Annotated in this window: 22 protein-coding genes; 16 read left to right on the forward strand and 6 right to left on the reverse strand. The window is 74.5% G+C overall.

Annotated elements, in window-relative coordinates; genetic code table 11:
- The first annotated feature begins 112 nt into the window (after positions 1 to 112).
- The 4 genes from ANAE109_RS22540 to ANAE109_RS22555 all read left to right on the forward strand — a co-directional run bounded on the left by ANAE109_RS22540 (position 113) and on the right by ANAE109_RS22555 (position 5,105).
- Positions 113 to 1,540 (forward strand): phospholipase D-like domain-containing protein, encoded by a 1,428-nt coding sequence (locus ANAE109_RS22540; protein WP_143828044.1) that lies wholly within the window; start codon positions 113 to 115, stop codon positions 1,538 to 1,540.
- A 126-nt stretch (positions 1,541 to 1,666) separates the two neighbouring features.
- Entirely contained in the window at positions 1,667 to 3,163 is a 1,497-nt protein-coding gene (locus tag ANAE109_RS22545; RefSeq protein WP_012099219.1) for a hypothetical protein, read from the forward strand.
- 123 nt (positions 3,164 to 3,286) lie between these two features.
- On the forward strand, positions 3,287 to 4,597 hold the full coding sequence (locus ANAE109_RS22550) for a DUF2157 domain-containing protein (protein ID WP_012099221.1): 1,311 nt from the start codon (positions 3,287 to 3,289) through the stop codon (positions 4,595 to 4,597).
- Positions 4,584 to 5,105, forward strand: a complete 522-nt coding sequence (locus ANAE109_RS22555) for a GDYXXLXY domain-containing protein (protein WP_012099222.1) — start codon at positions 4,584 to 4,586, stop codon at positions 5,103 to 5,105. Before ANAE109_RS22550 ends, ANAE109_RS22555 begins: the two co-directional genes overlap by 14 nt.
- A gap of 31 nt (positions 5,106 to 5,136) precedes the next feature.
- Here ANAE109_RS22555 and ANAE109_RS22560 read toward each other — a convergent pair whose 3' ends face one another.
- Complete coding sequence (locus tag ANAE109_RS22560; RefSeq protein ID WP_012099223.1) at positions 5,137 to 6,591, reverse strand: HAMP domain-containing sensor histidine kinase; 1,455 nt, start codon at positions 6,589 to 6,591, stop codon at positions 5,137 to 5,139.
- Between the two features lie 9 nt (positions 6,592 to 6,600).
- Positions 6,601 to 7,707, reverse strand: coding sequence for an alpha/beta hydrolase (locus tag ANAE109_RS22565; RefSeq protein ID WP_012099224.1), 1,107 nt, complete (start codon positions 7,705 to 7,707; stop codon positions 6,601 to 6,603).
- Positions 7,708 to 8,106: 399 nt separating this feature from the next.
- Here ANAE109_RS22565 and ANAE109_RS22570 point away from each other — a divergent pair, with 399 nt between their 5' ends.
- The 7 genes from ANAE109_RS22570 (at position 8,107) to ANAE109_RS22600 (ending at position 16,687) form a co-directional block, all read left to right on the forward strand.
- Positions 8,107 to 8,445, forward strand: coding sequence for a P-II family nitrogen regulator (locus ANAE109_RS22570; protein ID WP_012099225.1), 339 nt, complete (start codon positions 8,107 to 8,109; stop codon positions 8,443 to 8,445).
- 9 nt (positions 8,446 to 8,454) lie between these two features.
- The gene (locus ANAE109_RS22575) at positions 8,455 to 9,510 is read left to right on the forward strand and encodes a nitrogen regulation protein NR(II) (protein ID WP_012099226.1); all 1,056 of its coding nucleotides are present in this window, start codon (positions 8,455 to 8,457) and stop codon (positions 9,508 to 9,510) included.
- A 90-nt stretch (positions 9,511 to 9,600) separates the two neighbouring features.
- Positions 9,601 to 11,058: a sigma-54 dependent transcriptional regulator gene (locus ANAE109_RS22580; RefSeq protein ID WP_234945212.1), complete on the forward strand. Its 1,458-nt coding sequence runs from the start codon at positions 9,601 to 9,603 to the stop codon at positions 11,056 to 11,058.
- Positions 11,059 to 11,439: 381 nt separating this feature from the next.
- Positions 11,440 to 12,864 carry a type I glutamate--ammonia ligase gene (gene glnA, locus ANAE109_RS22585; RefSeq protein WP_012099228.1) on the forward strand — a complete coding sequence of 475 codons (1,425 nt, stop codon included), beginning with the start codon at positions 11,440 to 11,442 and terminating at the stop codon, positions 12,862 to 12,864.
- Between the two features lie 151 nt (positions 12,865 to 13,015).
- Positions 13,016 to 14,266 carry an MFS transporter gene (locus ANAE109_RS22590; protein ID WP_012099229.1) on the forward strand — a complete coding sequence of 417 codons (1,251 nt, stop codon included), beginning with the start codon at positions 13,016 to 13,018 and terminating at the stop codon, positions 14,264 to 14,266.
- 90 nt (positions 14,267 to 14,356) lie between these two features.
- A complete protein-coding gene (locus tag ANAE109_RS22595; protein ID WP_012099230.1) occupies positions 14,357 to 15,475 on the forward strand; it encodes a DUF2332 family protein in 1,119 nt (372 codons plus the stop codon).
- A gap of 315 nt (positions 15,476 to 15,790) precedes the next feature.
- Entirely contained in the window at positions 15,791 to 16,687 is an 897-nt protein-coding gene (locus ANAE109_RS22600) for a sulfate adenylyltransferase (RefSeq protein ID WP_012099231.1), read from the forward strand.
- A gap of 54 nt (positions 16,688 to 16,741) precedes the next feature.
- Here ANAE109_RS22600 and ANAE109_RS22605 read toward each other — a convergent pair whose 3' ends face one another.
- Complete coding sequence (locus ANAE109_RS22605) at positions 16,742 to 17,488, reverse strand: SDR family oxidoreductase (RefSeq protein ID WP_012099232.1); 747 nt, start codon at positions 17,486 to 17,488, stop codon at positions 16,742 to 16,744.
- A gap of 41 nt (positions 17,489 to 17,529) precedes the next feature.
- Here ANAE109_RS22605 and ANAE109_RS25445 point away from each other — a divergent pair, with 41 nt between their 5' ends.
- Together ANAE109_RS25445 and ANAE109_RS22615 are read left to right on the forward strand one after the other, a co-directional pair.
- Positions 17,530 to 17,718, forward strand: coding sequence for a hypothetical protein (locus ANAE109_RS25445; RefSeq protein ID WP_041448640.1), 189 nt, complete (start codon positions 17,530 to 17,532; stop codon positions 17,716 to 17,718).
- Between the two features lie 86 nt (positions 17,719 to 17,804).
- Entirely contained in the window at positions 17,805 to 19,100 is a 1,296-nt protein-coding gene (locus tag ANAE109_RS22615) for an MFS transporter (RefSeq protein WP_012099233.1), read from the forward strand.
- 131 nt (positions 19,101 to 19,231) lie between these two features.
- On the opposite strand, the gene ANAE109_RS25130 is transcribed toward ANAE109_RS22615, so the two are convergent.
- Positions 19,232 to 19,585 carry a hypothetical protein gene (locus ANAE109_RS25130; protein ID WP_143828046.1) on the reverse strand — a complete coding sequence of 118 codons (354 nt, stop codon included), beginning with the start codon at positions 19,583 to 19,585 and terminating at the stop codon, positions 19,232 to 19,234.
- Between the two features lie 732 nt (positions 19,586 to 20,317).
- The gene (locus ANAE109_RS22620) at positions 20,318 to 20,683 is read right to left on the reverse strand and encodes a nuclear transport factor 2 family protein (RefSeq protein ID WP_012099235.1); all 366 of its coding nucleotides are present in this window, start codon (positions 20,681 to 20,683) and stop codon (positions 20,318 to 20,320) included.
- A 375-nt stretch (positions 20,684 to 21,058) separates the two neighbouring features.
- On the opposite strand from ANAE109_RS22620, the gene ANAE109_RS22625 reads away from it, so the two are divergent.
- On the forward strand, positions 21,059 to 21,766 hold the full coding sequence (locus ANAE109_RS22625; RefSeq protein ID WP_012099236.1) for a sigma factor-like helix-turn-helix DNA-binding protein: 708 nt from the start codon (positions 21,059 to 21,061) through the stop codon (positions 21,764 to 21,766).
- 178 nt (positions 21,767 to 21,944) lie between these two features.
- Here the strand turns inward: ANAE109_RS22625 and ANAE109_RS22630 are convergent, their stop codons facing one another.
- Complete coding sequence (locus ANAE109_RS22630) at positions 21,945 to 23,222, reverse strand: hypothetical protein (RefSeq protein WP_041448641.1); 1,278 nt, start codon at positions 23,220 to 23,222, stop codon at positions 21,945 to 21,947.
- 212 nt (positions 23,223 to 23,434) lie between these two features.
- Between ANAE109_RS22630 and ANAE109_RS22635 the strand changes: the two genes are divergently transcribed.
- Together ANAE109_RS22635 and ANAE109_RS22640 are read left to right on the forward strand one after the other, a co-directional pair.
- Positions 23,435 to 24,463, forward strand: a complete 1,029-nt coding sequence (locus tag ANAE109_RS22635) for a sulfate ABC transporter substrate-binding protein (RefSeq protein WP_012099238.1) — start codon at positions 23,435 to 23,437, stop codon at positions 24,461 to 24,463.
- 27 nt (positions 24,464 to 24,490) lie between these two features.
- Entirely contained in the window at positions 24,491 to 25,648 is a 1,158-nt protein-coding gene (locus ANAE109_RS22640; RefSeq protein WP_012099239.1) for a porin, read from the forward strand.
- The last annotated feature ends 37 nt before the right edge of the window (positions 25,649 to 25,685 follow it).

The raw sequence follows: 25,685 nt of genomic DNA on the forward strand, positions 1-25,685 counted from the left end.
GTCGAGCGGCGCGCCCGCGCACCGCCCGGTTCGGGGCGTTCACGGTGGGCGCAGCGTCCTCCCCGACCCGGCCGCTCGACCGCGGCCTCGAACTTTGCTTCCATCGTGGCACGTGCTCGCGGACCTCTGGAGCGTCGTCGTCGCGTCGGTCAGCCTCGCGATCTCGCTCTTCGCGAGCGGGCACGCCGTGCTGCACAAGCGCGACGTGCGCGCGACCCTGGGGTGGGTGGGGTTCATCTGGCTCGCGCCCGTGATCGGCGGCGTCGCGTACCTGCTCTTCGGGGTGAACCGGATCCGCCGGCGCGCGCACGCGCTGGGCCTGCCGGACCTCCGCGCGCGCGCCCACGACGAGCACGCCGCGCCGCCCCCGCCGCTGGCGCCCCAGGCGGCCCACCTCGAGGGGCTGCACGCCCTCTCCGACGCCGTCGTGCGCCGCCCGCTCGTCGCCGGCAACGCCCTCGAGCTGCTCCCCGGCGGCGCCGTGGCGTACCCGGCGATGATCGCCGCCATCGACGCGGCCCGCCGCTCCGTCACGTTCTGCACGTACATCTTCGACCCGGGGGCGGCGGGGGACGCCTTCGCCGACGCCCTCGCTCGCGCGCGGGAGCGCGGCGTCGCGGTGCGCGTGCTCGTGGACGCGGTCGGCGCGCGCTACCGCTGGCCCCCGGTGCACCGCCGCCTGCGGCGCCGCGGCATCCGCACGGAGCTGTTCCTGCAGCGGCTCACGCCGGCCTTCCTCCCCTTCGTGAACCTGCGCAACCACCGCAAGGTGCTGGTGGTGGACGGGCGCGTCGGCTTCACCGGCGGCATGAACGTGCGCGACGACTTCCTCCCCCGCGCCGGCGGCGGCCCGCCGTTCATGGACCTCCAGGTGAGGGTGGAGGGGCCGATCGTCTCGCACCTCCAGAGCACCTTCGCGGAGGACTGGCTCTTCACCACCGGCGAGGGGCTCGAGGGCGAGGCCTTCTTCCCGGCCCTCCGCGGCGCCGGACCGGTCGTGGCGCGCGGCATCGCCGACGGGCCCGACGAGGACTTCGAGACCATCCGCTGGGTGCTCCTCGGCGCCCTCGCCACCGCGCGCCGGCGCGTGCGCATCGTCACCCCCTACTTCCTGCCGGACGCCGCGCTCATCACCGCCCTCAGCGTCGCGTCGATGCGCGGCGTGGCGGTGGACGTCGTCCTGCCCGCGCGCGGGAACCTGCCGCTCGTGCAGTGGGCCCAGGCCGCCCAGCTCTGGCAGGTGCTCGACCGCGGCTGCCGCGTGTGGATGACGCCTCCCCCCTTCGATCACACGAAGCTCATGGTGGTGGACTCGGTCTGGACCCTCGTCGGCTCCGCCAACTGGGATCCGCGCAGCCTGCGCCTCAACTTCGAGCTCGACGTGGAGTGCTACGACCCGGAGCTCGCCGCGCGCGCGGAGGCGCTCGCCGAGGAGCGCATCGCGCGCGCGCGGGAGGTGACGCTCGCGGACGTGGACGCCCGGTCCCTGGCGGTGAAGCTCCGCGACGGGGCGGCGCGGCTGCTGTCGCCGTATCTCTGACGGGGCGCGGGCGGGCGAGCGCGACCTGCGCGCGAGCCAGGAAGTAGAGCCGATCCGGTTCACGACAGCGCGGGGCCCCGCCGGGCCGGCGGCGGCGCCCGCGCGCCGTCCCTATGCTCGGGCGGTATGGCCCGAGCGCGCGCGCTCGCCGCCTGCGCGGTCCTCTCCCTCGCCGCCTGCGCGCACGCGCCGCGGGCGCCGGAGCGGTTCGTGTGCCCGGCGCGGGGCGGGCCAGCGTGGAGCGAGCTGACGACGGACCACTTCGTCGTCGCGTCGGACCTCCGCCGCGCGGACGCCGCCACGATCGCGCGGGAGCTGGAGTCGGTCCGGGCGTGGGTCATCGCCGCGCTCTTCGAGGACGCGCCGGAGATCCCGGGGCGCGTGCGCGTGGTGGCGTTCCGCAGCGCCGCGGAGTTCGACGAGTTCGCGCCGCCCGGCCTGCGCGCCTACTTCACGAGGAGCGGGATCGCCGAACCGGTGATCGTGATGCCCGGCGCGCTCGGGCCGGAGCTGCGGCTCGTCCTCGCCCACGAGCTCACGCACCAGGTGGCCCGCCACGTCTACCCGCGCCAGCCGCGCTGGTTCGGCGAGGGGCTCGCCGGGCTCGCGGAGGCCGAGGCGGACGCGTCGGGGCGGCGAGCGTTCGGGGCGCTCCCGCCACACCGCGCGCGGGGGTTCCAGCAGGCGCACGTCACCGTGCGCGAGCTGCTCGCCTGGGACGGCCGCGCCATCGACGGCCGCTTCCACCACACCGCCACCGTCCTCGTCCACTACCTGCTCGCCCACGAGCGGGAGCGGTTCGCCCGGGTCCGCCAGCGGCTCGCCGGCGCCGAGGACCCCGCCGCGATCTGGCGCGAGGTGTTCCCGGAGTGGGACCCCGCGGGTGGCCGCCCCGAGGAGCTGGATCGGGCGCTCCACGCCCACGCCCGGGAGGCGCTCCTGCCGGGCGGCGAGCGGCACGTGGTGGAGCTCCGGGCGGTCGCGGACCCGCTCGCCCGCACCCTGTCGCCCGGCGAGGTCCACGCGACGCGGCTCGCGCTCACCCGCTTCGCGCGCGGCGACGCCGGCGCCGTCGCGGCGGAGCGCGCGGAGATGGAGGAGGCGCTCGCGGAGGATCCCGATCACGTCGTGGCACTTCAGGTGAAGGTCGCGCTCGACTCCCTCCAGCCGCTGCCGCTCGCACGGCGTGCCGTCCGCGCCCACCCCGACGACGCGCGGGCCTGGCTCTGGCTCGCCTCCGCCGCGCGGCGCAGCGGGCTCGAGGAGGAGCAGCGCGACGCGCTCGAGCACGCCGTCGCCATCGCCCCGGCGAACGCGATGGCGACGAACAACCTCGCCTGGTTCCTGCTCCTGCGCGGCGACGCCGAGGCGGCGCTGCCGCTGGCCGAGCGGGCCGCGGCGCTGGCCCCCGGCGACCCCGCCATCCTCGACACCCGCGCGGGCGTGCTCGAGGCGCTCGGCCGTTGCGGCGAGGCGCTCGAGACGGCGGAGCGCGCCCTCGAGCTCCTCCCGGAGCAGGCGCCCGAGGCCGCGCGCGCGCCGTGGCGGGAGCGCGCCGAGCGGCTCCGCGCGCACTGCAGCCCGGCGCTGGGCTCCAGGCGCGACGCCGGCGCGCGGCGCTGACGGCCGGCGCGCGCGACGTTGACGGATGGGCGCGCGCGAGCGCACACCCGGGGCCCCTCGCCGGTCGCGCCGGCCGCCCGACGTACCCCGCCGGTGATAGGCTCCTCCGGACAGGGGGTCCGCATGGAACGGGCATCACGGGGGTTCCGCGAAGGGCTGCGCCGCGAGCTACCCGCCTGGCGCGCCGAGGGGCTCGTCACCGACGAGGCGGCCCGCGCGCTCGCCGCGCGCTACGACCTCGCGGCGGCGGAGCCGGGCGGCCCGAGCTTCCTCGCCGTGTACGTGCTGGGCGCGCTCCTCGTGGGCGCGGGCGTGATCTCGCTCGTCGCCTGGCACTGGGAGTCCATGTCCGCCGCGGCGAAGCTCGTCACGCTGGGCGTGAGCATGGCGGCCGCGCACGGGGCCGGGTGGTGGCTGTGGAAGGGAGCCGGCCGCTCGCCGCGGCTCGGGCACGCCCTGACGGTGCTCGGCACCCTCGTGTTCGGCGCGAGCATCGGGCTCGTCGCCCAGATCTTCCACGTGTCCGGCGCCTGGTGGGGCGCGTTCGGCGCCTTCGCCGCCGGCGCGCTCGCCGCCGCGCTCCTGTACGAGAGCGGCCCGCACCTGCTGCTCGCCGCCGTCGCGGGGCTGTGGCTGTTCGGGCCGGGCTTCGCCGGCGATCACGCCCGCCCAGGCATCGCCCTCGCGTACGCGGGCGGCGCGGCCGTCGCGGCCCTCGCCTGGCGCACCCGGTCGCGGACGCTCCTCGCCGTGGGCGCGGTCGGCGTGGCGCTCACGCTCGCGAGCGGACACGACGCGCTCCGCGCCGACGAGGGCGTGCTGCCCATGATCGCGGCGCTCGGCGCGGCCCTCGCCGCGGGGGCGCTCGTGGTGCGCGATCCCTCTCGCCTCCCGCTCGCGGCGGCCTCGCGGCTCCTCGGCCGCCTCGCGTTCTACGGCGCCGCCTTTCTCCTCTCCTTCCACGACGTCGCGAACCACCTCCGCTTCGAGGACGGCATCACGCCCGCCATCGCGCTCGTGGTCCTCCCGCTCCTCGCCGCCGCGGTCGCGGCGCTCGCGGCGGGGCTCCGCCGCGACGACGTCGATCCGCTCGCCCGCGGCGAGGCGATGCTGCTCGCCGCGACGGTGCTCGCCCTCGGGGCCGGCCTCTCGCTCGAGGCGGGCCGCGGCGCCGCGGTGGTGGCGAACCTCTCGCTCGCCTTCCTCGCCATCGGCCGCATCGTGCGCGGGCTCTCCTGGCTCGCCCGCGGGCCGTTCTGGGAGGGCATGGCGGTCTCGGGGGTGCTGGTGGCGAGCCGCTTCCTCGAGATCGAGACGCACCTGTGGCTGAAGGGGGCCGCGTTCATCGCCTGCGGCGTGCTCGTCATCGTCGCCGGGGTGGCCTTCGAGCGGCGCCGCGCCGAGCGCGAGGAGGTGAACCATGCCCTCGCGTAGCCCCCTGCGCCTCGCCGCGGTGCTCGCCCTCCAGGTGGCGATCCTGGCGGCCATCCCGCTCCGCCAGGTCCGTGCCCGCCTCGAGGGGACCGTGGTGACGCTCGAGACCGTGCCGTTCGATCCTTACGACGTCCTCTCCGGCTACTACGCCACGCTGCGGTACGCCGCCGAGGTGCCGCCCGGCCTCGCCGAGGCCCGCCTCGACACCGGGGAGACGGCCTACATCCTCGTGGAGCTGGGCGAGCCGGCCTGGCGCGCGGTGGGCGTGGCGCGGGAGCGGCCGGCGACCACCGCCAGCGGCCGGGCCGCCCTGCGGGCGGTGATGACGCGACGCGGGCTGGAGATCGTGTCGGCGGGCCGCTTCTACGTGCCGGAGTCCCGCCGCGCGGCGGTGGACGAGGCGCTGCGCGCCCGGCGCGGGAAGGCCCTCGTGGACCTGCGGGTGGACGAGGACGGCAACGTCGCGCTCCTGCGCCTGCGCGACGGCGAGCGCGTGCTCGCCGAGTGACGGCGCGCCGCTCGCCGCGCCCCGCCGCGCCCTAGCTGCGCCTCGAACCGAGCCCGAGCGTCGCCACGCGGACGAGGGTGGCGTGCGGCCGCGCCGAGTCGGCGGGCAGGGCGAGGCGCGCGATCGTGCCGCCGCCGTCGCGCTGCTCGAGCGACAGCGTGCCGCCGTGAGCGTCGGCCACCTTCTTCGCGAGGGCGAGGCCGAGCCCGGTCCCCTTCTCCTTGGTGGTGAAGAACGGCCGGAACAGGCTCGCGCGCGCCTCCGCGGCGAGCCCCGGGCCGCGGTCGCGCACCTCGATGTGCGCCTCGCCGTCGGCCACGCGCGCGGCCACCTCGACCTCGCTCGCCGCAGGGGCGGCCTCGACGGCGTTGCGGACGAGGTTCAGCAAGGCCCGGCGGAGCTGCTCGCGATCGGCCTTCGCCTCGCCCTCGCCTTCCACGGCGATGGAGACCTGTCGCTGCGCCGCGAGGGGGGCGGCGAGATCGGCGACCTCGGCGAGCACGATGCGCAGATCCACCGGCTCGCGCAGCGGCGGCCGCGCGCGCGCGTAGTCGAGGAACTCCTCCACCACCTTGGACAGCGCCGCGAGCTCGCTCTGGATGCGCGCCACGTGCGGCGCCTGCGCCCGGCCCTGGAGCTCCTCGGCGAGCAGCCCCGCGAACAGGTCCAGCGCGCCGAGCGGGTTGCGCACCTCGTGCGCGATGCCGGCGAGCAGCGTCTCCCGCTCCTCGTCGCGCGCCCGGAGCGCCCGGCGCATCTCCTCGAGCGTGTCGCGCAGCGTGCCGATCTCGTCGCGGCGCGCCCGCCGCCAGAGCGGCGTCTCGAGGTCGCCGCGCGCGATGCGCCTGGCCGCCTCGGTGAGGCGCGTGAGCGGCCGGGTCACCGAGAGCGAGGCGAGCGCGGCCACCAGCGCCCCGAGCACCGCGCCGGCGATCGCCACCGTGCCGAGGAGGCGGCGGAAGCGGCGCAGCGTCGCGAACGACGCGGCGGTCCCGTCCGCCCCGACCACCGCGACCACCTTGCCCTGCGGGTCGGAGAGCGGGGCGTAGCCGGTCTTGTAGAGCCGGCCGTCCGAGCCCTCGAACAGCACCTGGCTCGCCATCGCCCGCCCGGCGGCGGCCTCGGCGATCTCGAAGCGGTCGCGCTCCAGCGCAGGCACCGGCTCGCCGATGGGCATCCGCCCCTCGGAGTCCACGAGCGCGGTGCGGTCGGGCTTGACCACGATGAGCCGCGTGCCCGTCGCGCGCGCCACCGGGAGGAGCCGGGCGCGGAGGTGGCCGTAGGTGCGGCTCCCCTCCTGCCCGGCCTCCAGCCGCACGACGCGCTCCGCGGGCAGGGCCGCGGCGGCGGCCTTGGCGGCCACGACGAGGCGCGCGGAGACCTCGTCGTCGAGGGCCCGCCGGGCGAGGCGGTCGGCGACGAGGGCCATCACCGCGAGCGAGAGCAGCGCGGGGAGCAGGGCGGCGAGGGCGAAGCGCAGGCGCACGACGCGATGCTACCCCGGCCCGGCCGCGCCGGACGAACCGCGCCCCGCGGCGTCGCGCTGCACGACGGGGCGCCCCTCGCTGTGCTCGAGGAGGAAGTCGCGGATCATCGGGAACACCACCTCCGGCGAGTTCCGGCCGACGAGCACGTCCCCGTGGCCGTAGTCCCGCCCGCAGCTCCAGTAGCGCTTCGGCCCGCCCCAGCCCCGGAACGCCGCCTCGACGACCGCGGGCGGCGCGAGCCCGTCCTTCTCGGCGGAGACGAAGAGCGCCGGCTGCCGGCAGCTCGCGAGGAGCGCGCGGTAGTCGTGCTGGCCGTCCATGGAGCGGAACGAGTCCTCCCGCACGAACGTCGCGAACTGCTCGAGGACCCCGCGGTGGAGGTTCTCGATCGCGTTCGACAGCATGCGCCGGTACACCGGCCGCTCGACGTTGCGCAGGTTGATGGCGAGCTCCGCCGGGGCCGGGTGCCAGTAGCCGGAGAAGGGGGCGACCAGGCGGGAGAGGAGCCGCACGAACCCGCCGACCGGCAGGTGGCGCAGCTTCACGAGCGCGCGGAGCCGCGCCTGGGCGTCGAAGTGAGCGGGCGGCGCGAGCGCGACGATGGCCCGGAGCCGTTCGGGGTGGAGCGCGCAGGCGGCCATGCCGAGGAGCGCGCCCTGGCTGTGGCCGACGTAGAGGACGGACGCCTCGCCGGTCGCGTCGCGGATGGCGTCGAGCGCGGCGGGGAGGTCCTCGCGCAGGTAGGTGTCGAGGTTCCAGCGGCGGGTCGGGCCCCGGCGCGAGCCGCCGTGGCCGCGCAGGTCGAGCGCGAAGCAGTCGAACCCTGCGCGAGCCAGGAAGGCGGAGACCGAGTAGCGCTCCACGCCGAAGTCGAAGGCCTGCCGGTTCATGGCGATGCCGTGCACGAGCAGCACCGGCGGGAGCCGCGCCGGCCCCCGCGGCCGCCGCCGCCCGAGGGCGAGCGTCCAGCCGTCGCCGGTGCGCGCGTGGAGGACCTCGTCCTCGCCCGTCGGCGCCGCGAGGACCCGCTGCCAGAACGCGTAGTGAAGACCGGTGAGGACCGCGAGCGCGAGGAGCGCGGCCGCGGCGAGGAGCGCGAGCGAGGTGACGGACATGGCAGGCTTCGAGCTGCGGGCCAGGGGAACGAGGCTACAGGCTACCGGCCACGGTCAAAAGCGCCGGTGCAGGGTTCCACGGGAGACCCGTCGTCCCGCGCACGCTCTCCTGAAGCCCCGAAGCCCGGAAACCCACCCGTGGCCTGACGGTTGCAGCCCTCCGCTTGTGCTCCGGGCTCCTGGCGGTCGATCCGTAGGCGCTCCGCCGGTCTGGCCGGGGTACGCGTCGTCATCGAGGCCGGCGAGCCGAGCGCTGTCCGGATATCGAGCAGCAGCGGGCCCGAAATCCAGGCAGCACGCCCCGGGGCAGCCGGCCGGGAGCGTTACGCCGGGTTCGTTGACCGGGGCAGGGCCCCGGCGTAGCGTGGAAAAACAGACACTTACCCACAGGGGTGCGCCGTGAAGAAGGTCGAGGCCATCATCAAGCCGTTCAAGCTGGACGAGGTGAAGCAGGCTCTGTCGGAGGTGGGCGTCGCCGGCCTGACCGCCACGGAGGTGAAGGGCTTCGGCCGCCAGAAGGGGCACACCGAGCTCTACCGCGGCGCCGAGTACGTGGTGGACTTCCTCCCGAAGGTGAAGGTCGAGGTGGTCGTCTCCGATCAGCTCGTGGGCCGCGTGGTGGAGGTCATCGAGCGCGCCGCCAAGACCGGCCGCATCGGGGATGGGAAGATCTTCGTCCTCCCGGTGGAGGAGGTCATCCGCATCCGCACCGGCGAGCGCGGCGACGAAGCGCTCTAGGCCGCGCGCTTGTCCCGGAACGGCAAGCCTCCTCCGCTCCCGGCGGCGCTGGCCCGGGCGGCCGTCGACTCCATCGCCGACGCGGTCCTGATCGTCGGCGCCGACGGCGGGGTCGTCCACCTGAACCCCGCCGCCGAGGAGCTCTTCGGCCGCAGCCGGGAGCGCGCGGTGGAGCTGCCGGTGCGCGCGCTGCCGGGCGGCGCGCAGCTCGCGGTCCTCTGCGAGCGCGTGCGCAGCTCGCAGGAGAGCCAGTCGATCCACTACCCGAGCCCGCAGGATCCCGGCATCCCGATCGCGGTGGAGGCGGGGCCGCTCCTCGACGGCTCCGCCTGCGTGGGCACCGTCGTCGTGCTGCGCATCCCGCGCGCGTCGGAGCGCGCGCTGGACTTCGAGGCGCTGGCCGCGGGCCTCGCGCACGAGATCCGCAACCCGCTCGCCGGCCTGCAGGGCTCGGCGGAGCTCCTCGCCCGCGAGGCCGAAGGGCCGGCGCGCGAGTACGCGGCGGTGATCGCGCGCGAGGCGAAGCGCGTGGACGGGCTCGTGCGCGAGCTCCTCGACCTCGCCCGCCCGGCGGCGCTCCAGACCGCGGCCATCGACCTGCACGAGATCGTGGGCGACGTGCTCGTCCTCGTGCGCGGCATCCCCGGCGCGGAGCGGGTCACGTTCGTGGAGCGCTACGATCCGTCGCTCCCCAAGCTGCACCTCGACGCCGAGAAGCTCACCCAGGTGCTCCTGAACCTCGTGCGGAACGCCCTCGACGCGGTGGCCGGGCGGCAGGGGGCGCAGATCGCGCTCGAGACCGGCGTCTCGTCGCTCCGGCTCCGCTCCGCGAGCGGCCGCACCCGGCCCCTCGTGCGGCTCTCGGTGCAGGACAACGGCTCGGGGATCGCGGAGCCCATGCTGCATCGGCTGTTCACCCCCTTCGCGACCTCCAAGGCTCACGGCACCGGCCTCGGCCTGGCGGTGTCCCGCCGCATCGTGGAGGCGCACGGCGGGCGCATCGAGGTGAAGAACCGCGCCGGCGGCGGGGCGGAGGCGAACGTCTACCTTCCGCTCGACGCCTGATCCGGCACCGGGCGAGACGGGCCCCGGCCGGCGGTAGCGAGCTGGCCCCGTCCTTGCTTACGGCAGGACGAGCGCAAGCGGAACGGAGGCGTGGTGCGGAAGGTCCTCATCGTCGACGACGAGCCGTCGGTCAGGTTCGTGCTCGGGCGCACCTGCGAGCGCGCGGGCGTGCCCTTCGAGGAAGCCGGCAGCGCCGAGGAGGCGCGCGACAAGCTCCGCGCCCTCGGCGGCGGCCGCAACGGCGTCGGCCTCGTGCTGCTCGACGTGCGGCTGCCCGGGGACGACGGCTTCAAGCTGCTCGGCGAGATCGGCGGGCGCTCCGACTCGCCCTTCATCGTGGTGATGACCGCCGAGGACACCATGCGCTCGGCCGTGGAGGCCATGAAGCGCGGCGCCGCCGACTACCTCGGCAAGCCCTTCGATCTCGCCCGCGTCGAGAAGCTCGTGCGCGACCTCGCCGCGGCCGAGCCGGAGGGCGCGAACGGCCACGAGCTGCCCGAGCCCGGCGGCATCGAGCGCGAGATCGAGCCGCACGCGGAGCCGCGCCGCTTCAGCGAGATCGCGCTCCCCGAGACCCTCATCGGCCGCTCGGCGGCGATGATCGAGGTCTACAAGGAGATCGGCCGCGTGGCGCGGACGGAGATGACCGTCCTGCTCATGGGCGAGTCGGGCACCGGCAAGGAGCTCGTGGCCCGCGCGGTCCACGCGAACTCCACCCGCGCCCGCGGCCCCTTCGTCACGGTCAACATGGCCGCGATCCCGAAGGATCTCATCGAGAGCGAGCTGTACGGCCACGAGAAGGGCTCCTTCACCGGCGCGGTGGAGCGGCGCCCCGGCAAGTTCGAGCTCGCGAGCGGCGGGACCCTGTTCCTCGACGAGATCGGCGAGATGCCGATCGAGCTGCAGGCGAAGCTGCTGCGCGTGCTGCAGGAGCGCGAGGTGGATCGCGTCGGCGGCACGCGGCCGCTCCCGGTGGACGTCCGCATCGTCGCGGCCACGAACGCGGACCTCGCGCGCTCGGTGGAGGAAGGCCGCTTCCGGCGCGACCTCTACTACCGGCTGGCGGTGGTGCCCATCCGGCTGCCGCCCCTGCGCGAGCGCGAGGGCGACGTCGTCCTCCTCGCGCGCCACTTCGTCGCGAAGTACGGGGAGCAGCTCAAGGGGCGGCCCGTCGCGATCGCGCGCGACGCCGAGCCCCTGCTGCTCTCCCACCCCTGGCCCGGCAACGTCCGCGAGCTGCAGAACGTCGTGCAGCGCGCGCTCCTCAAGCTGGCCGGCCCGCGCGTCACGGCGAAGGACCTCTCCGGCCTGCTGCCCGCGGCCACCGGGCAGGAGCGCGGCCTCAACGGGCTGGTGGAGTCGATCCTCGATGCGCCCGCCCCGGAGGGCGGCCGCTACCACGCCGCGCTGGCGACGCTCGAGGCGCCGCTCCTCGCCGCGGCCCTCGCTCGCACGAACGGCAACCAGCTGCGCGCCGCGGAGCTGCTCGGGATGAACCGGAACACGCTGCGGGAGCGGATGCGCGCGCTGGGGATGAAGTCGCGCTGAGGAGGCTCAGGTTACGGGCTGCTGGGTTCGGGAGAGCGAGCCGTGGCGTCCCGTGCCCGTATCCCCGGAGCCCGGAGCCAGCCTCCCCGCCGCTCGCCTGCCGGGCACCCGCCTGCCTGCATATCGAGCGACTGCGGCCCGCCGCGGTGTCCCGTGGGCGGCGCCCGCCCGCCGGGCCGCCGTGGCGTCGGGAGGGGCACTCCGGGCAGACTGCGCCGCGGGAAGCGTCCGCTGCTCGGGATCCGGGCAGCGCGCTGCCCGGGTGCCACGCAGCGGCGTGCCGAACCCGCCTGGATCGCCCGGTGCGTAGCCGTCCGGGCGTGGCATGCAGCGTGCTAAACACCCGCCCGACCACCCCGACTTTCTCGGAGAGAAGACCGAATGCCGAAGATGACGCCGAAGCAGGCCATTGACCTCGCCAAGGAGAGGAAGGCCACCTACGTCGACCTGAAGTTCATGGACTTCGTCGGCATCTGGCAGCACTTCTCCATCCCGCTCTACGAGCTCACCGAGGAGGTCTTCGAGGCCGGCCTCGGCTTCGACGGCTCCTCGATCCGCGGCTGGCAGGCGATCCACGCCTCCGACATGCTCGTCATGCCGGACGCCGAGACCGCGGCCATCGATCCGTTCATGGCGGAGCCCACGCTCTCGCTCATCTGCAACGTGGTCGACCCGATCACGAAGGAGCCGTACTCGCGCGACCCGCGCAACATCGCCCTCAAGGCGGAGCGCTACCTCAAGTCGACCGGCATCGGCGACACCGCGTTCTTCGGGCCGGAGCCGGAGTTCTTCGTCTTCGACGAGGTCCGCTACGACCACGGCGTGAACCACGCCTTCTACAAGATCGACTCGGTGGAGGGGCAGTGGAACACCGGCCGTGAGGAGGCGGGCGGCAACCTCGGCTACAAGCCCCGCTACAAGGAGGGCTACTTCCCGGTCGCCCCGACCGACTCGCAGCAGGACCTGCGCACCGAGATGTGCAAGGTGATGGAGTCGGTCGGCATCCACGTCGAGCGCCAGCACCACGAGGTCGCCACCGCCGGCCAGGCGGAGATCGACATCCGCTTCGAGTCGCTGGTGAAGTGCGCCGACAACCTCCAGTGGTTCAAGTACATCATCAAGAACGTCGCCCGCCGGCACGGCAAGACCGTGACCTTCATGCCGAAGCCGCTCTACGGCGACAACGGCTCCGGCATGCACGTGCACCAGTCGATCTGGAAGGCCGGCAAGCCGCTCTTCGCGGGCGACGGCTACGCGGGGCTGTCCGACCTCGCCATGTGGTACATCGGCGGCATCCTGAAGCACGGCCCGGCGCTCGCCGCGCTCTGCAACCCCGGCACGAACTCCTACAAGCGGCTCGTCCCCGGCTTCGAGGCGCCGGTGAACCTCGCCTACTCGGCGCGCAACCGCTCCGCCTCCATCCGCATCCCGATGTACTCGCCGTCGCCCAAGGCGAAGCGCATCGAGTTCCGCTCGCCGGATCCGTCCTGCAACGGCTACATCGCCTTCGCCGCCATGCTCATGGCCGGCCTCGACGGCATCGAGAACAAGATCAACCCCGGCCAGCCGCTCGACAAGGACATCTACGGCATGTCGCCGGAGGAGCTGAAGGACATCCCGAAGATGCCGGGCTCGCTCGAGGACGCGCTCGAGTGCCTCCGCAAGGACCACAAGTTCCTGCTCAAGGGCGACGTCTTCACCGAGGACGTGATCGAGACCTGGATCCAGTACAAGTACGACAAGGAGGTCACGCCGGTCCGGATGCGGCCTTCGCCGATGGAGTTCGCGCTGTACTTCGACATTTAGTCGCGAGCGCAGCAGCGCTGAACCGAGAGACGGCCGCCCGCGAGGGCGGCCGTTCTCGTCTGGAGGGCCCGCGGCACCGATCGATCCGCTCGCCCTGAGCCCGTCGAAGGGCGAGCGGGCCGTGGGCGACCTCTGGTAAAGCTCGCCCGGCTTGCGCCCGCTCCGCGAGACGTTCTCCGCCGCCGTCGGCGGCCTCCCCCCGACGTTCTGGACGCTGTTCGCCGGGATGCTCGTGAACCGGCTCGCGACCTTCGTCCCCATCTTCCTCGGCCTCTACCTCGTCGGCGAGCGCGGGCTCGCGCCGGACGCGGCGGGGCGGATCGTGTCGCTCTTCGGGGTGGGCGTCCTCGTCGCCGGTCCCCTCGGCGGCACCCTCGCCGACGCCATCGGCCGGCGGGCCACGATGCTCCTCTCGCTCGGGCTGGGGGCGGTCGTGGTCGGCACGATCGCGTTCCTGCGCGCGCCGTGGCTCCTCGGCCTGTTCGCGTTCCTCGCCGCGCTCACGAGCGAGCTCTACCGGCCGGCCATGAACGCGGCGATCGCGGACCTCGTGCCCCCCGCCGACCGCGTGCGCGCCTACGGCCTCGTGTACTGGGCGGTGAACCTCGGGTGGAGCATCAGCCTCTCGGTGGCGGGGCTCGTCGCCGAGCGGGGCTTCGCGCTGCTGTTCCTGGCCGACGCCGCGACCTGCGCGATCTTCGCGCTCATCGTCTTCCTGCGCGTGCCGGAGACCAGGCCCCCCGGGACCCAGGCCCACTCGCCGCTCGCGGGGATGTCCCTCGCCCTCCGCGACGGCCCGCTCGTCGTGTTCCTGCTCTTGCACCTCGCCGGCCTCGTGGTGTTCCTCCAGTTCCAGCTCGCCGCGCCGCTCGACATGGGCGCCCACGGGCTCGGCCCCAGGGTCTTCTCGACGCTGATGGCGCTGAACGGGCTCGGCGTGGTCGTGCTCCAGCCGCTCCTCGGCCCCGCGCTGCAGCGGCGCGACGGCGCGCACCTGCTCGCGCTCTGCGCGCTCCTGTTCGGGCTCGGCTTCGGCGTGAACGCGGCGGTGGACGCGCCGCTCGGCGCCGCGCTCGGCCCGCTCACCGTGTACGCGGCGGGCATGCTGCTCTGGACCGTCGGCGAGGTGGTCGGCTTCCCCGCGGCGAACGCGGTCGTGGCCAACCTCGCGCCGGTGGCGCTGCGCGGGCGGTACCAGGGGGCGTTCTCCATGGCGTGGGGCCTCGCCTTCGCGACGGCGCCGCTCCTCGGCGGCGAGGTGCTCACCCGGCTCGGCGCGCGGTCCCTGTGGCTGCTCTGCCTCGCGCTCGGGAGCGCGGTGGCGCTCGGCCACCTCGCCGTCGCCCCCGCGCGCCGCCGCCGCCTCGCGACCGTCCAGGCGCCCGCCCCACCACCGCCCTGACGAACCCTCGGGACCTCTCCCGCGCGCTGCCCTCCTCCGGGGAGGCGGCAGGCGACGACCGTCCGCAGCATGGGTGTCGGGGAGGCGCGGATGACCGAGCCACGGAGCGGGGTCGACGGGCTGTTCGAGGAGCTCGCGCTGCAGCGCGCGCGGCTCGCCACCCGCTCACCGCCGTACGAGCGCGCTCTGGCGCTCCTCCCGCAGGTGCTCCGCGGGGCGCCCGGGCGCTTCCTCGACGCGGCGTGGGCGCGGCGCATCTTCCACGCGCCGTGGGACCGGCCGCTGCTGCTGCTCGCCGCGCTCCGCTACGAGGCGATGCGCGAGGGCGAGGCGCACCCGCTGTTCCACGGCTTCGCCGCCCGCCCGCCGCGCGCCGAGGCGGTCACCGCCGGCGCCCTGCGCGCCGCGCTCGACGGCAAGCGCGAGGCGCTCTTCGACGCGCTCGCGCAGCGGAGCCTGCAGACCAACGACACGTCGCGCGCGGTCGCCTGGCTGTGGCCCGCGGCGCTCGCCGGCCTCTCCCACGGCGCTCGCCCGGTCGCGCTCGTCGACGTCGGCGCGAGCGCGGGGCTGAACCTGATCGCGGACCTCCTGCCCGCCACCTGGACCGACGAGCGGGGCGAGCCCCTCGAGGTGGCGAGGGGGATCGGAGCCGTGACTCGGCTCGGGCTCGATCCCGCGCCCCTCGACGCGTCCGAGCAGGAGGACGCGGACTGGATCCGCGCGTGCGTATGGCCGGAGGACGTCGAGCGGCTGGAGCGACTCGAGCTGGCCCTCGCGACCTACCGGCAGGCGCAGACGCGCCCGGACGCGCCGGTGCTCTCCCCGGTGGCCGCGGCCGCGGTGCCGGCGCGCCTGGACGTGCTCTCCGCCGCCGAGCGCGGCGCGGTGGTGCTCGTCTACCAGACGGTGGTGCGCGACTACCTGCCGCCCGTCGAGCGGACGGAGTACGAGGCCGGGATGCGCAACTGGCTCGCGACGCAGCCGCCGGGGCAGGCGCTCTGGGTGGAGCTGGAGTCGGCCGGCGAGGAGGCGCGGCTCGAGGACGGCGCCGCCATCGTCGCGCACGCGCGCGCGCCGGGCGGCGCCGTGAGGGACCTCGAGCTGGCGCGCTGCGGCTTCCACCCGACCCGGATCGCGCGGCGGCCGGAGGCGGTCGCCGCGCTCGCGTCGCTGATGGCGCGCGAGCGCACCGCGGCGCACCCGTGACCGACCGCCGCCTGGTCGCCGGCCCACCGCGGTGGTGAGCGGCTCCGTCCCGGGGGACCATTGACGCGTGCAGGGCGGCGTGCCTAGCATCGGCGTCGATGTCACGACCCGACAGCTCGCAGACCCTCGGCGCGGCGGAGTACGCGCCCTGCATGTGTCGCCTGCCGGGCGCGTTCGCCCGCGGCTAGCTGCGCCCGGCCACGCGGGGAGGCTCTCCTCTCCGCTGCTCCTCCCCCGAAACCCTACGACCCGGCGGACGGCCTGCGCCGTCCCGGTGCCGTGCCGCGGCGGCGCTCTCAGCATTGGAGCTGCGCGATGACCCGCCTTCCCGAACCTCATGCAGGTGTGCTGGTCGATCTTCACGTCCACGCCGATCGCGCCGCGGAGCTGCGCGATCGAGCCGCTCGCCTCCCGCGGATCTCGCTGGACGCGCGCGAAGCCGCGGACCTCGACCTCCTCGCCTCCGGCGCCGCGAGCCCGCTGTCCGGGTTCATGGGGGTGCACGACTACCGGAGCGTCCTCGACCGGCTTCGGCTGGCGAACGGCACGCCGTGGCCCATCCCGGTCACGCTCGCCGTGACCATCGAGCAGATGGCGGGGGCCCTGCGCCACGGGGCTGCGGCGCTGGGGGATGCGCGCGGCCGGCTGCGCGCCGTGCTCGACGTCACGGACGCGTTCGTGCGCGATCCGCGCGAGGAGGCGCGCGCGCTGTACGGCACGGACGATCCCGACCACGTGGGCGTCGCGAAGCTGCTGTCGCGGCCCACCGGGACCCTCGGCGGAAGGATCACCGCCCTCCGCCCGAGCGCGCCGCTCGGAGGCGCCGCGCTCGGGCCGCGCGACGTGCGGTCGCTCGCACGCCGGGAGCGGTGGACGGCGATCGCCGCGCTGGCGACCGTGGACGGGGCGTCGTGCCTCGAACCGAGCGGCGGCGCGGCTCCGGCGCTGCTGCCCATCCTCCCCGTGGCCGTCCGGCACGCGGCCGGGCGCGACGCGTTCCTGCTGGCGATCGTGCTGAAGAACTACGGCGCGCGGGAGGTCCTGTTCGAGCACGACCGAGCGGACTGGCTCGAGGTCTCTCCGGAGCTCTTGCCCCAGGATCTCGGGATCACTCCGACCTGGGTGCGCTGCCCTGCTCCTCGAGCGGTGCAGCACCGGCGCACGACGGCGTCGCGGCGGGACTCGGCGGAGCCCCATCCTCCCGAGGCGTGACGTGCGCGTACGGGGTGGGGCGGCCCCGCCCGCGCGGGAGGGAGCCCCATCGCCTCACATCGAGAGGCCCCCGTCCACGTCCACGCAGCGCCCGTCGAAGTAGTCGCACTCGACGATGAAGCGGAGCGCCCTCCACACGTCCTCCGGCACGCCGATGCGGCCGACCGGGATCATCGCCACGAGCGCGTCGCGCGCCTTCTGGTTCATGCCCTGCGTCATGGGCGTCTCGATCATGCCTGGGGCGATGGCGGCCACGCGGATCCCGAAGGGCGCGAGCTCGCGCGCCCAGGTGACCGTGTTCGCCGCGAGCGCCGCCTTGGCGGCGACGTAGTTCGACTGGCCGCGGTTCCCGTGGCGCGCGATGGAGGACATGTTGACGATGACGCCCGGCCTCGTGCCGGCGCGGGCCATCGCCGCCGCCACCTCGCGCACCATGAGCGTCGCGCCGGTGAGGTTCACTCCGATGACCGCGTCCCAGTCGGCGCGCGGCAGCGTGCTGATCTCGCCGGTGGCGCGGTCGCGCCTCACGAGCAGGCCGTCGCGGATGATGCCGGCGTTGTTCACGAGCCCGTTGAGCCCGCCCATCGCCTGCGCCGCCCAGGCGACGAACGCCTGCACGTCGCGCTCGTCGGAGACGTCGAGGCGGCGACGGTGGACGCCCGCCGGCAGCTCCGCGAGCCCCGGCTCGTCCACGTCGCCCGCCGCCACCGCGGCGCCCGTCTCGGCGAGCCGGCGCGCGAAGTGGGCGCCCATCCCGCGGGCGGCGCCGGTGACGATCACCTTCAGGTCACTGAGTTCCATGGATCCTCCTTCATCGCTGACGACGATGACGTCGTGGTCGAGTGGCGGTCGAGGTCGAGGTCGAGGTCGGGGTCGGGGTCGAGGTCGGGGTCGAGGTCGGGGTCGAGGTCGGGGTCGAGGTCGGGGTCGGGGTCGGGGTCGAGGGCGAGGTCGGGGTCGAGGTCGGGGTCGGGGTCGGGGTCGTAGTCGCCGTCGCGGTCGCCCGTCCGCGTGCCGCTGCCCTCGTTTGACGCCGCCCCGCCCGGCCGGTTATGCGCGTGCCCGACATGGACCCGACGACAGGCTGTCAGCGCGCCGCCGCCGGAGGCCAGGGCACATGAGGGTCCCTCCGGACCGCGTCGCCTGGTGGCGCGAGCCGACGCGGCCGCAGTGGAACTCGTTCCTCGCCGCCTGGCTCGGCTGGGTGCTCGACGGCTTCGACTTCACCATCTTCCTGCTCGCGATGCGCGACATCGCGAAGGAGTTCGGCGTCACCTACGTCGCGACCGCGGGGAGCATCACCCTCACGCTCCTCACGCGCCTCGCGGGCGGCCTCGCCGCCGGCGCGCTCGCCGATCGCGTGGGGCGCAAGCTCCCGCTCATGATCTCCATCGTCTGGTTCGCCGCCTGCGACGGCGCGGTGGCGTTCGCGCCGTCGTTCGGGTGGGTGCTCGTGCTGCGCACGCTGTTCGGCTTCGGCATGGGCGCGGAGTGGACCGCCGGCGCGACGCTCGCGATGGAGAGCTGGCCCGCGCGCAGCCGCGGCATCGCCTCCGGCGTGCTCCAGGGGAGCTGGGGGCTCGGCTACATCCTCGCCGGCGTCGCGTACGCGTGGGTGGTGCCCGCGTTCGGCTGGCGGCCGCTGTTCCTCCTCGCGGCGCTCCCCGCGCTGCTCGTCATTCCCATTCGCCTGTTCGTCCCGGAGAGCGCCGAGTGGCGCGCCGCGCGGGAGCGCCCACGTCCGACCCTCGCGGAGCTCCGGCGCGAGAGGGTGCTCGCGCGGATCGGCTGGGCGAGCGCGCTGTGGGGGATGACCTTCTCGATCTACTACGGCCTGACGGGCCTCTGGCCTTCGCTGCTCCAGGGGGAGCTGGGACGCACGCCCGGCGAGGTGGCCGGGCTCGTCACGCTCTTCAACGTGGGGATGATGGCCGGCGCGATCGCCTGCGGGTGGCTCGCGGGCCGCGCCGGCGTGGTGCCCGCCCTCGCCGTGCCGAGCGTGCTGCTCCTGCCGATCTTGCCGCTCTACGTGGGCGCGGCGCCGCCGCTGCTGTGGGCCGGCGCCCTCCTCGCCGGCGTGCTCGGCGCGGGCACCTCCGGCGTCACCCCGATGCTCTTCACGCTGCTCTTCCCCGCCCACGTGCGCGGCCGCGCGATGGGGGTCGTCTACCACGTGGGCGCGCTCATCGCCGCTGCCACCCCGACGCTCGTGGCGGCGCTGCACGAGCATGCGGGCCTGCCGCTCTCGCGCGCCATTGCCGGCGTCGTCGCCACCGCCGTCGCGCTCACGCTCGCGGTGCTCTTCCTGCGGCCGCGCGGGGTGCTGCCCGACGCCGCGCGGCTCCGGTCCGGCGCGAAGCCGAGCTCAGCGCTCGGGTCGGACGGGCTCGGAGACGGCGGCGGTCGGAAGTGAGCGGATCTCGCGAGCGCCTCTGGACCGTCACCTCCTGTGATGTGGGACCCGCGCAGGCGTCGACAGGTCTCCGGTTTCACCTCGCGAGGGCCGCGACGCGTTCGAGCATGGGTCGTGCCTCCGGATTCGTGTCAATGCGCTCGGGCGGAACTCGATTCAGTAGCTCGCGGATGATGCATGAGCCCTGGCACGGACGCACCTACCGCGCCGACGGCGAAGTCCAGTCCGGCTCGCGACCACGAGAACGATTCGCCTTTGGCATTCGAGGCAACCGCTCCAATAACCGCACTCGTAAGACCGCCAACGATCATCGCTGCGGGAATCACCAACGGCGCGGCAGCTCCGGCGACCGGGATAAGCATCGCCACCACTACATCCAGACCCACACTTACCGCGAACTGTGCGGCCCCCTCGGCGAGTGAGATCTTCGTGATCGGATCTTCCAGCAGGGACGAAATACCAAACTGCCCGACTCCCGGCAGCATCCCGATTCCTATGTCGGTCAGAACACTTCCAAGTCCCCGCGCTAACAATCCCACACAAGTGGACTCGGCAAGCCGAGGTGTGATCTACGGCTTGGATGAGCAAGCGTCCGTCGAGGCGCCGGGTCGTGTTCCCCGGCGAGGCGGACCGAGCTGGGCTCGGGAACGTGGCGAGAAGAGCAAGGGCTTCTTCGCGCATGTGACGCTCGCGGTATCCGCGGACGGCAAGCGGATGCCACTCGGAGTGCTTGGGTGTGAGCTGTGGACGCGCAAGGGCGAGAGGAGCGCGACGGGGCGCGAGTCACTTCGCTGGGGCCGCGGGGTCGAAGCGGCGAGCGTCCAGGTTGGCGGGCCGGGCAAGCTCATCCACGTCGCCGACCGCGAGGCGGATGTCTACGCACTCCTCGATCGGATGAGCCCATCGACACCGGAGCGGAGATCGCGCGAATCATCGAGGGCTATCGGTCATGACGAACAGGAAGCTACCCCCGAGGGCGACCGCGCGAGACGTGCTCGACGCGATCGCCACCCTCGGCGTCCATCTCAAGAGTAACAGTGACCCCGGCTGGAGAGGCCTCAGCCGAGGCTGGAAGCGGCTCCTGGACTTCGAAGCCGCTTACCAGGCCATGAAGGGAGCCGGACTTGTGATCAATCGTTAGGGGCGAGCGCGGGGGAGAGGGAGGACCGGGCGTGGCCGGCCGCCCTCGCCCCGCTGAACGCCAGGGGAGGGAAAGCTCACCGCTTCGCGGGTGCGAAGGGGCGCGGATCGAAGTAAACCTGCATCTCGGCGATGAGCCCGTCCCGGAACGTGATGAGCGCCGCGGCGTGCTGCACGCCGATGGGCTCCGGGGCCTCGACGTCGTACGCCAGCATCACCTGCTCTCCGGCCGCGAATTTCGCGCGAACGGTGAGGCCGTTCAGCGTGGCCGAGAAGCGGCTCGCCGCCTCGGCGAGCGCCGCCTTGCCGGTCATCTGCGCGACCGGCGTGCTGTAGCGCACCTCCGGGTGGAGGTAACGCGCGATTTCGTCCGGATCTTTCCGGTCGTAGCCGCGGAGGTACGCGACCGCAGCGGCCAGGTTCTGCTCGGGTGTGGTGATCATCTCTCTCTCCTGAGGGTTGTGGGCCGCCGCTGGGGGGGAGTCACATTCCCCGTCGCGTCGGCGCCTCTGTCCGTCTCCGGCATGACGGAGCTCGATGCGGAGACGTGACCGGCGGGCGCGTCAGGCCTCCGGACGGGCTATCCTCGTCACATCGAGTCGCGCTCGTCCGTCACCCAGCCACAAGAGGAGCGATGATGGACGCGAGCGACGCGCTGGCCGGACGGTTCGAGGAGAGCCGCAGCCGCCTGCGGGCGGTGGCTTACAGGATGCTCGGTTCGCTGAGCGAGGCGGACGACGCCGTGCAGGAGGCCTGGGTCCGACTCAAGCCGCTCCGGCCCGGGAGGGATCGACAACCTCGAGGGATGGCTCACCACCGTGGTGGCGCGCGTCTGCCTGGACATGCTGCGCTCGCGGGCGTCACGGCGGGAGGAGCCGGTGGGCGTGCGCGTGCCCGAGCCGATCGTGAGCGGCGAAGGTGGTCTCGACCCGGAGCAGGAAGCTCTCCTGGCCGGCTCGGTCGGGCTCGCCTTGCTCGTGGTGCTGGATACGCTGGCCCCCGCCGAGCGGCTCGCGTTCGTGCTGCACGACATGTTCGCCATGCCTTTCGAGGAGATCGCTCCGATCGTGGGGCGCTCGCCGGCCGCCGCGAGGCAGCTCGCGAGCCGCGCCCGCCGCCGGGTCCAGGGCGCACCGACAGCTCCGGACACGGACCTCTCCCGACAGCGGGAGTTGGTCGATGCCTTCTTGTCCGCCGCCCGCGGAGGCGACTTCGAGGCGCTCCTGGCGGTGCTCGATCCCGATGTAGTCCTCCGGGTCGAGCTCGGAGCCGCAGGTGCCGGTGGGTCGAGGGAGTTCCGCGGCCCGAGGGCCGCGGCCACGGAGGCTATACAGGGCGCGGCGAGGGCCGCGCGCATCCAGCGCGCACTCGTCAACGGCGCGGCTGGGCTCGTCTCCTTCGACGCGGCCGGCCGGCCCTTCGCCGTGCTGGGCTTCACCATCGCCCGCGGCCGGATCGTCGAGATCGACGTGCTCGCGGACCCGGTGCGGGTGGCGAGGATCGATCTCGGAGCGTTCCGCGACTGATCACGGAGACGTCGGCGGCGGTCCCTCGGTTCGTCCGACGCGATGAACGCCAACGGGGGGAGAGAGGGCGTCGGCTCCCGCCGAACGTCTGCTGAAGACGACGCTACTTATGGCCCTCCCTGCGGCCCCGCGTCCGGACCTCGCCCGGACTCGGTACCAGCCGCCCTAACGCGGCCCTTCAGCGCAGCGCCCCCGGCCACCACCGCCACGTGCACGCGCCGGGCTCTCCGGCCGCCTCGTGCACGATGGTGCCGTCCGGACCGATCCAGGGCGAGCGTGGCGCGCGCCAGGGGAAGGGCGTGCACACCGCGGCGCCGGGGAGCTGGATGGTCCCGCAGGCGCTGCCGTCCGCCGCGACGAGCTCGAGCGATTGGGAGCAGGTGCCGTCGGCGGCGGGCTCGCTGCGGGCGAGCGCGTAGGCGCGGCCGCCGAGCACGCGGTGGAGCGCGGCCCCGTCGCGCGCCGCGAGCCACGCCGGGACCGGACCGCCGGCGAGCGCGCCCGCCTCGAAGCGGCGCACCCACGCGCCCGCGCCGTCCTGAAGGGCGAGGCTCCCGTCGAGGAGCGGGACGAGCGTGCCGGGCTCGGCGACGCCGGCGTCGAACGGCGGCCCCAGGGGCGCCCCGTCGGCGTCGAACCAGCGCGCGGCCACCGCGCCGGGCGCGCACGGCGTCACGCCCGACCAGAGCACGAGGACGCGACCCGCGCCGTCGGCGCCGATGGCGAGGCCGGCGGAGGAGCGGAGCACCGCCGCGTCCGCCTCGCGACGGGAGGACTCCACCGTCCAGAAGGCGCGCAGCGCACCGCTCGCGTCGAAGCGCGCCGCCCAGATCCCGCTCTCGCCCGCGGCGTCCCCGGGGCCGGACGAGACCACCAGCGCGCCGCCGCCGCCGTCGGGCGCGACCGCGTACGGCCCCTGGTAGCCGGCGCGCTGCTGGAGGAGCGCGAACCCGTCGGGCCAGGGATCGGCGGAGACCGGGGTCGTGCGGCCGTCGGCCGTGAACGTCGCGGCGCCGGAGGCGTGGCGATAGGCGAGGAACCCTGCCGACCCGCCGACCACTGCGCCCCCGCCGTAGAGCTTCGCCGGCTCCGCCGCGTACCAGGCCTGCGTGCCGTCCGCGTTCCAGACCGCGAAGGAGCCGGTGGCGTAGCTCGGTCCGTAGAGGAGCCCGGCCGCGACCGCGCCCGTGCCGTCCGCCGCGGCGACGGTGCAGGCTGCCCCCGCGCCGAACGCAGGCAGGCTGGCGGTGACCGCGGGCGGGAGCGCCGGGAGCGCGAGGTCCGCGCACGAGCCGCTCGCCGGAGACGGCGGTGGGAGCTCGGGACGCGTGGCGCAGGAGAGCCGCGTCACGTCCGTCTCCGCGACCTCGCCGAAGTCGCCGCCCGGGGCGTCCTTCGCGCCCGGGTTCCCGCACGCCATGAGCGCGGCCCCGACCACCAGCACGAGCACCCTCATCCGTCCTCCGGCGCGTAACCTACGTGCGGTGGGTCGGCCAGGCGACGCCCGTCCGGCGCCTCCCTCGGGAGGCTGGACGCCCCGCGCGGCACCCACCCGCGCGCCCGTCTCGCTCCCGAACCGCCGTCCGCTTGACCGGACGATCCGCCGTTATCTAGGATGTCCGTTATAACGGATGCTCGGCCGCTTGGGCCGGCAGGAGAGGACACGTCATGAAGGCAAGCCGGTGGAAGGTCCTTGGGCTCGCGGCGCTGGTGGCCGTCGCATTCGCGGGCGGCGGCGAGACGGCGCGGGCGGTGGAGGGAGGCGAGGCGAAGCTGCTCAACGTGTCGTACGACCCCACGCGCGAGCTCTACGACGACGTCAACCAGGCGTTCGCGGCGCGCTGGAAGGCGAAGACCGGTCAGGCCGTCACCGTGCGGCAGTCCCACGGGGGCTCCGGCAAGCAGGCGCGGGCGGTGATCGACGGGCTCGAGGCGGACGTGGTCACGCTCGCCCTCGCCTACGACGTGGACGCGATCGCCGCGCGCGGGCTGCTCCCCGCCGACTGGCAGAAGCGGCTGCCGGAGCGCGCGGCGCCGTACACCTCGACCATCGTGTTCCTCGTGCGCAAGGGGAACCCCAAGGGCCTGCGCGACTGGGACGACCTCGTGAAACCCGGGGTCCAGGTCATCACCCCCAACCCGAAGACGTCCGGCGGCGCGCGCTGGAACTACCTCGCGGCCTGGGCGCACGCCCTCGAGAAGGGCGGCGGCGACGAGGCCAAGGCGCGCGAGTTCGTGACGGCCCTGTTCCGGAACGTCCCGGTGCTCGACTCCGGCGCTCGGGGCTCCACGACCACCTTCGTCGAGCGCGGCCTCGGCGACGTCCTGCTCGCCTGGGAGAACGAGGCGTTCCTGGCGATCGAGCAGCTCGGCAAGGGTCGGTTCGAGATCGTCGCGCCGCGCACCAGCATCCTCGCGGAGCCGCCCGTGGCGGTGGTCGAGAAGAACGCGGACCGGCACGGCACGCGCGCCCTCGCCCAGGCGTACCTCGAGTTCCTCTACACGCCGGAGGGCCAGGAGCTCGTCGCGAAGCACTTCTACCGCCCGCGCGACCGCGCCGTCGCGGCCCGCCACGCCGGCCGCTTCCCCGCCATGCGCCTCGTGACGATCGACGCGTTCGGCGGCTGGCAGAAGGCGCAGGCCGCCCACTTCGCGGACGGCGGCGTCTTCGACCAGATCTACGCGCCCGGCCGCTGAGCGCGCTCGCTTCTCCAGGAGACGATCATGACCCTTCGCCCCTCGATCGCCGTTCTCGCCGCCCTGCTCGCCGCCGCCCCCGCGGCGGCCCAGGATCGCCCGACCGTCGCGGTTCCCCAGGATCCCCCCGCACCGTCGGTGGTCCAGGCTCCAACCGGCGCCGCCGCGGCGCAGGACCGCCACCTCCCCACGTTCTACGGGGTCCTCAACGTCCAGGCCTCCCGCCTCGACGCCCCGGCCGCCGGCGCGAACACCTCCACCGTCGAGCTCCGGCGCGCCCGCTTCGGCGTGCGCGGAGAGGTGACCTCGCACGTCGGCTACTCGCTGCTCTTCGAGGCCGCCGACGTGGCCGTGAAGGACGCTTACGTCGCGCTGAAGAAGCTCCCTTGGCTCCCCGGCGTCGAGCTGCGCGCCGGGCAGTGGAAGACGCCCTTCGGCTACGAGCAGCCGGAGAGCGACACGAAGCTGCTGTGGGTGACGAGCTCGTACGTCGTCGCCTCGCTGGCGCGCTCGACCACCACCTCGAGCCTCACCGCCAGCGGCGACGCGCGAGACCTCGGGCTCGGCGTCAACGGTAAGTGGAGGGTCGCTGGCGGGGTCGGCGCGGAGCTCGCCGCGACCGTGGCGAACGGCGCGGGGCCGAGCCGGCGCGACGACCTCGACCAGAAGAACCTCTGGGCGCGCTCCGGCCTGTCGCTCGAGCTCGGCCGGACGACCGCGCGGGCCGGCGGCTCGTACGGCTACGGGCGCCAGCTCGCGGGCCTCGGCGCGAACGGGCGGTTCGACGGCCAGGACTCCGTCGACGACACCTCGTTCCGCTTCACGACGTACGGCGGCGACGTCACGCTCGACACCCCCTTCTTCTTCGCGGCGGCGGAGCTCATCCAGTCGGAGCGCGACGTCTTCGACGCCGCCACGGGCGCGCGCTCGGACGTGCTCGCGCGCGGCTGGTACGCCGGCCTGTACGGCAAGACGCCCTGGAACGTCGGCCCGGTGCTGCGCGCCGAGCGGTTCGATCGCAACCGCGCCACCGCGGGCGACGGGAACGAGCGCTACACGGTCGGCGCGTACGTGGACGTCCTGCCCATCAACGCCCGACTCATCGCGAACTTCGAGCGGGACGCGTCACAGGCGAACGTGCGGACCGGCGATCGGGCGATCCTCTTCGGCCAGGTGATCTTCTGATCGTGGGGCGGGGGTGGACCCGGGCCCCGGCGCGCTC

It is taken from the genome of Anaeromyxobacter sp. Fw109-5, from assembly GCF_000017505.1.
GTDB lineage: Bacteria > Myxococcota > Myxococcia > Myxococcales > Anaeromyxobacteraceae > Anaeromyxobacter.

Bases quoted from the DNA above. Each gene is read 5' to 3' on its own strand.
- ANAE109_RS22620 (WP_012099235.1), bottom strand. From the start codon at position 20,683: ATGATCACCACACCCGAGCAGAACCTGGCCGCTGCGGTCGCGTACCTC.
- ANAE109_RS22640 (WP_012099239.1), top strand. From the start codon at position 24,491: ATGACCCTTCGCCCCTCGATCGCCGTTCTCGCCGCCCTGCTCGCCGCC.
- ANAE109_RS22635 (WP_012099238.1), top strand. From the start codon at position 23,435: ATGAAGGCAAGCCGGTGGAAGGTCCTTGGGCTCGCGGCGCTGGTGGCC.
- ANAE109_RS22545 (WP_012099219.1), top strand. From the start codon at position 1,667: ATGGCCCGAGCGCGCGCGCTCGCCGCCTGCGCGGTCCTCTCCCTCGCC.
- ANAE109_RS22555 (WP_012099222.1), top strand. From the start codon at position 4,584: ATGCCCTCGCGTAGCCCCCTGCGCCTCGCCGCGGTGCTCGCCCTCCAG.
- ANAE109_RS22565 (WP_012099224.1), bottom strand. From the start codon at position 7,707: ATGTCCGTCACCTCGCTCGCGCTCCTCGCCGCGGCCGCGCTCCTCGCG.
- ANAE109_RS22550 (WP_012099221.1), top strand. From the start codon at position 3,287: ATGGAACGGGCATCACGGGGGTTCCGCGAAGGGCTGCGCCGCGAGCTA.
- ANAE109_RS22630 (WP_041448641.1), bottom strand. From the start codon at position 23,222: ATGAGGGTGCTCGTGCTGGTGGTCGGGGCCGCGCTCATGGCGTGCGGG.
- ANAE109_RS22595 (WP_012099230.1), top strand. From the start codon at position 14,357: ATGACCGAGCCACGGAGCGGGGTCGACGGGCTGTTCGAGGAGCTCGCG.
- glnA (WP_012099228.1), top strand. From the start codon at position 11,440: ATGCCGAAGATGACGCCGAAGCAGGCCATTGACCTCGCCAAGGAGAGG.
- ANAE109_RS25130 (WP_143828046.1), bottom strand. From the start codon at position 19,585: ATGCTGCCGGGAGTCGGGCAGTTTGGTATTTCGTCCCTGCTGGAAGAT.
- ANAE109_RS22605 (WP_012099232.1), bottom strand. From the start codon at position 17,488: ATGGAACTCAGTGACCTGAAGGTGATCGTCACCGGCGCCGCCCGCGGG.
- ANAE109_RS22600 (WP_012099231.1), top strand. From the start codon at position 15,791: ATGACCCGCCTTCCCGAACCTCATGCAGGTGTGCTGGTCGATCTTCAC.
- ANAE109_RS22615 (WP_012099233.1), top strand. From the start codon at position 17,805: ATGAGGGTCCCTCCGGACCGCGTCGCCTGGTGGCGCGAGCCGACGCGG.